The following is a 4,914-nucleotide window of genomic DNA, read 5'->3' as shown; positions in this document are numbered from 1 at the left end:
CACTTGCCGACCGTAACGACGTTCTGGTCGGCAAACAGGCCGGCGCCGACGACTACCTCGTCAAGCCGATCGACTACGAGATCCTGCTCGCCACCATCGCGACCCGTCTCGAACAGGTGTCGCGCGTGCGTCAGGGTGCGGTGCAGAGGGCGGAACAGGCCTGGCAAGACGTTCTGAAATCGTCACGGGGACGGGTGATGGAGGCGTTGCAGAAGGCGACGCTGGCCTTCGATCGTTTCCTCGTCGGTGTTGCCATCGTCGACGAGCAGGGAGTGGTTCGCGTCACGAACAAGGAGGCCGATCGCATTCTCGCGGAGGATGACGGCTTCGGCCTGGAGGAAGGCAAGCTGAAGGGCGTCGTTCCCAAGCAGAACGCTAAACTGGAAGAGAGCATCACACGCGCCTTTCATGAGGAGTTCCTCGACGAGATCATCCCGTTCCCGCGTCTTTCGGGAGGGCGTCCCTATCTCGCGCTCGTTCCGGGCCAGCGCCTTGCGCCGGAGGATCAGCCTGACGCTGTCGTCGTCCTTCTCATCGACACCGAACAGCGCACGAAAGTCTCGGGCGATACGCTCGTGCGACTCTATAATCTCACGCCGTCGGAAACCCGCGTCGCCTTGATGCTGATCGACGGGAAGCGGTTGGAGCAGATCGCGGAGGAGTTGGAGGTCGCGCAGACGACCGTCGTTTTCCATCTCAAGAACCTGTTCCGTAAGACCGAGACCAACCGGCAGGCGGATTTGATCCGCGTGCTCCTCTCGGTGCCGCTGCGGACCGCCGATTGATTTACGCTTTGGTGACTCTGTCGTGAAACAAAGATACGCGACACGACTTCGCCATGTTTCGTTCAGGATTTAGCGAGGTTCGGAGACCTATACCTGTTGCGGTTGTGAGCGATCTGTCTCACGCGACGCAAGGTGAAGATCCATGAAGATCCTCGGTTTCGCTTCCGCCACGTTTGCCGCCTTGGCGCTCGTCGGCGGTTTGGCCGCGGCGGAGCCCGCATCCGCACGCGATCGGATGTCGCCCGGAGCGGCTGCCGCTCTCGGTGTTCTCGGTGGTCTGGCTGTCGGGGGCGCTATCGCCGCCTCGCAGGGTCCAGCCTATGCAGAGCCGGTTTTCGCGCCGCCGCCGCCACCCGAGCCGGTCTATTACGCTCCCGCTCCGGCCTATTATCCGCCTCCGCCTGTGTACGAGGAGCGCTGTTTCACCGAGCGTTTCAGCGAGTGGGTGCCGGGTTGGGGATGGCAGCCTCGCCGCCGCACCGTCTGTCGTTGACGCTTTGAGGCCCGCTTCGGCGGGCCTTGTCGCACGCAGGCCTTGTCACGCCTCGTCCGGTTTCTCCATCCAACGGATCAACGGCATGATCGGCAGGATCCAGGCCAATCCCAGAACGATATAGGCGAGCGTCTGAACGAGCTTCGGGGCTTCGACGATCCGGCTTTCCGCGATCGCCATGGCGACCGGAGCGTAGATCACGACGAAAATCAGCATCAGGATCGTGCCGACGAGCTTGCGATTCCGCTTGCGCATAAAGACTTCCACCCTGGAACGGTTGCGAGGACCGCGCATGCGGCATCGGCAATCGTTGCCTCTCCTCGATTCCGCATCTATGGGACAGGCCGTAGCATGGGTTCAAGCCCAAAGTGAGGATGAGGGTGAAGCATGGCTGTCGCAGCCTCTGATCCAAGACAGGTGCCGGCCGAGATAGCGCGGCCGCCGGGAGTGGCTGCCGTTCGGGCCTGGCTCTACCTTCTCGCGGCTCTTGTCGTTGCGATGGTCGCGGTCGGCGGAGCCACCCGCCTGACCGGTTCGGGGCTGTCGATCACCGAATGGAAACCCGTCACGGGTGCGCTGCCTCCGTTGTCGTCCGAGGCCTGGATGGCGGAGTTCGAAAAGTATCGGCAGATCCCTCAATACGAGTTGATGAACAAGGGCATGACACTGTCCGAGTTCCAGTTCATCTACGCCTGGGAATGGGGACACCGCCAGCTCGGGCGCCTGATCGGGTTCGTGTTTTTCGTGCCCCTTCTCTGGTTCTGGTGGCGTGGGACAATCAAGGGCCGACTGGCACTGACACTCATGTGCATCGGCGCGCTCGGCGGCCTGCAGGCGGGCATCGGTTGGATCATGGTGGCGTCAGGCCTCGAAGCAGGCATGATCGCTGTCGCGCCGATCAAGCTCATGCTGCACCTGACAGTGGCGAGCATCATCCTCGCCTGCCTGGTCTATGTCGCTGCTGGGTTGAATGAACGGGAGACCAGCATCGGCTGCATCGCCCGCTCAGGCCCGCGCGTACTCGTCCTTGTGGTGTTTCTCCAGATCGCACTCGGCGGGCTCGTCGCGGGTTCTAAAGCAGGGCTGACTTACAATACCTGGCCACTGATGGATGGCCATTTCGTTCCGCCTTCCGCAGCCTTGTTTGCAGGAAGCCCGTGGATCGAGAACTTTGTCGACAACGTCGTTCTCGTGCAGTTCAACCACCGCATGCTCGCCTACGCACTTGTGGCGTTTGCCGTCTGGCACGCGTGGAGCATACGTCGGCGCGCACCTGGCACCAAAGCGGCCCGCATGGCGACGGCGCTTGCTGGGATGACCTTAGCGCAAATGGCGCTCGGTATCGTGACGTTGCTGCTCGTCGTGCCGCTTTGGGCCGGGCTAGCCCATCAGCTCTTTGCAATGGCCRTACTCGCCGTGGCCGTCGCGCACGTGCGCCTCAACGGCTGAATCGGAAAAGCGGCCTTTCGGCCGCTTTCCGTACGCATGAACGCTACTGTTACTGAACGATCTGGATGACGCGACGCGTACGCGGGTCGACGAGCACCGGCGTGTCGTTGACGACGGTGTAACGATACTCCTGAGCGCCGTATTGCTGCGGGACTTCGTAGTACGTCACACCGCGTTCAGGCAGCACTGCGCCAACCGCAAGCGGCTGTTCATACGCATAGGACGGTACGCGCTGCTGCACGACATATTCGCGGAATTGCGGCTGCTGCGAACCGACGATGCCGCCGACGATCGCACCCGTCACACCACCGACCGCTGCGCCAATTGGGCCGCCTACGATCGCGCCACCCACAGCACCGGTCGTCGCGCCTGCCGCTGCGCCACCCGCCGAGTTGTCGTTGCGAGTCTGGGCGTACGCACCGACCGGCGCCGCGAGTGCGAATACAAGGCCTGCAAAGATGATTTTCTTCGACATCGAACTGCTCCATGAACGTGAAAGTCGGGGCGACAACGGCATCGCTCCACATCGGTTCCAGGATCGTTTCTGCCGGGCTGCGATTCGCTGAACCGCTCCTACGGAGCGAAAAATACCCCGCTTCGACGGGAACTTTGAAACCTCTTCGCGATGAAGTCGTTTCCACTTGGCGAAGCGTTCATTTCAGGACGCGTGCCACTGCGTTTCGGAGCGACACATGTGGAAGCATGGTGCCTTTCACTGGAACGAGTTGATGACGCACGATCCGCATCGGGCGCGAACATTCTACGAGGACACGATCGGCTGGCGCTTCGAGCCGATGCCCATGGCTGATGGGATGACATACTGGGTCGCCAATACAGGGGACGGTCCGGTCGCCGGGATCTTCGAGATGAAGGGCCCGGAATTTCAGAACGTGCCCGAGAACTGGATGCCTTATCTCGCCGTCGACGATGTCGACAAGCGATTGGAGAAGGCTGTCGCAGCGGGTGCGATTGCGCTCCGAGAACCTTTCGACGTGCCGAGCGTCGGGCGCCTCACCATCCTGAAACAACCAGGCGGCGGYGTCGTCGGGTGGATGACGCCGACGACAGATGCTTGATCAGGCTCGCTTGGGAAAGAGCAATCCCGGCACCGCGTGATAGAGCGCGTTGAGAGCGAACCCCACAAACATCAGACCCGACGCGCGGGTAATAGGCACCTCATAACGCCGGTAGGTCCGGCGGACGGTCTTCGCACCAATCACGAGGACGAGAATGGCGTATGCGAAGGCACCCCCAAGACAGCTTGCGGCGAGCAGTGCCGGGAGCATCTCCCATGTCAACGAGCTCGCCCGCGCGGAAAGAAGCGCTGTCAGAGTCGCGACCGCGACGGGATAAGCCTTCGGGTTCGTCATCCCGAAAGTGAGCCCGTGCAGGAGAGGGCGGCGAACAGGAATCTGTAGCGTTCCATCGGCTGAACGCTTGACGCGAAGGGCTCGCCAGCCGAGCCAGAACAGATAGGCTCCGCTGACCGTACCGAGGACATCGAAGACGAAGGTCCCGATCGTCGTGACTCCGATGATCGCGACCAGCGCAAGGCCTGACCACAAGACGTCCCCGGCGAGATGTCCGGTCAGGAATGCGGCGCCGGCTCGACGCCCGCTATCCGCGCCGATCCCGAGGACGGCAAGGACTCCCGGACCTGGCGTGATGCCATACACGAACCCGGCAATGAGGGCCGACACGAGAAGCGAAWGGTCCATGACGATGTTCCGGGACGAGGGTGATCCCGTTTAGGCCAGACCGCCGCAGCCTTAAAGCCCTGCTTTCGACGAGTAATGCTTTGTGGGTGTGGAACTTGCGGCTTTCCAGGGTCTTAGGTTGAAATGAGCAGAGCATTTGTCAAAGAACCCGAAGGCGGCGAAGCGTTCGAGGACCTCCCGGACCGACCGATTTCGCCGCACCCGAACTTCGTCACACCTGAGGGCTTGTCGCTGATCGAGGCGGAACTCGATCGGCTGCAGAAAGCGCGCGAGCAAGCCCAGAACGCTGACGACAGTGCCGCCATTGCTAACACCGCAAGGGATCTTCGTTATTGGACCTCGCGACGCGCGTCGGCACAGGTGATCGATCCACCCGAAAATACCGACGAAGTTCATTTCGGCTCCACAGTCGTGTTGAAGCGCGAAGATGGACGCCACCAAAGGTACCGGATCGTCGGCGAGGATGAAG

8 protein-coding genes are annotated in these 4,914 nt (G+C 61.8%); 5 read left to right on the top strand and 3 right to left on the bottom strand.

Annotated features, from left to right (window positions below):
* On the top strand, positions 1 to 785 hold a 785-nt coding region (locus AC1DT3_RS12040), incomplete at its 5' end, for a helix-turn-helix transcriptional regulator (protein WP_477465490.1).
* 142 nt (positions 786 to 927) lie between these two features.
* Positions 928 to 1,278 carry a hypothetical protein gene (locus AC1DT3_RS12035; protein ID WP_477465489.1) on the top strand — a complete coding sequence of 117 codons (351 nt, stop codon included), beginning with the start codon at positions 928 to 930 and terminating at the stop codon, positions 1,276 to 1,278.
* Positions 1,279 to 1,323: 45 nt separating this feature from the next.
* On the opposite strand, the gene AC1DT3_RS12030 is transcribed toward AC1DT3_RS12035, so the two are convergent.
* Positions 1,324 to 1,533, bottom strand: coding sequence for a DUF2842 domain-containing protein (locus AC1DT3_RS12030; protein ID WP_477465488.1), 210 nt, complete (start codon positions 1,531 to 1,533; stop codon positions 1,324 to 1,326).
* Between the two features lie 132 nt (positions 1,534 to 1,665).
* Between AC1DT3_RS12030 and AC1DT3_RS12025 the strand changes: the two genes are divergently transcribed.
* Positions 1,666 to 2,727: a COX15/CtaA family protein gene (locus AC1DT3_RS12025; protein WP_477465487.1), complete on the top strand. Its 1,062-nt coding sequence runs from the start codon at positions 1,666 to 1,668 to the stop codon at positions 2,725 to 2,727.
* Between the two features lie 49 nt (positions 2,728 to 2,776).
* On the opposite strand, the gene AC1DT3_RS12020 is transcribed toward AC1DT3_RS12025, so the two are convergent.
* Entirely contained in the window at positions 2,777 to 3,202 is a 426-nt protein-coding gene (locus AC1DT3_RS12020; RefSeq protein ID WP_477465486.1) for a DUF1236 domain-containing protein, read from the bottom strand.
* Positions 3,203 to 3,419: 217 nt separating this feature from the next.
* Between AC1DT3_RS12020 and AC1DT3_RS12015 the strand changes: the two genes are divergently transcribed.
* Positions 3,420 to 3,803 carry a VOC family protein gene (locus AC1DT3_RS12015; RefSeq protein ID WP_477465485.1) on the top strand — a complete coding sequence of 128 codons (384 nt, stop codon included), beginning with the start codon at positions 3,420 to 3,422 and terminating at the stop codon, positions 3,801 to 3,803.
* Here AC1DT3_RS12015 and AC1DT3_RS12010 read toward each other — a convergent pair whose 3' ends face one another.
* Positions 3,804 to 4,445, bottom strand: coding sequence for a LysE family translocator (locus tag AC1DT3_RS12010; protein WP_477465484.1), 642 nt, complete (start codon positions 4,443 to 4,445; stop codon positions 3,804 to 3,806).
* Positions 4,446 to 4,568: 123 nt separating this feature from the next.
* On the opposite strand from AC1DT3_RS12010, the gene AC1DT3_RS12005 reads away from it, so the two are divergent.
* The coding region (locus AC1DT3_RS12005) for a transcription elongation factor (RefSeq protein WP_477465483.1) at positions 4,569 to 4,914 on the top strand (346 nt) is incomplete at its 3' end.

Source organism: Microvirga sp. P4_G7 (assembly GCF_056401005.1).
Note: the sequence above shows the minus strand (reverse complement) of the source record. Positions and strands in the feature narration are given on the sequence as shown.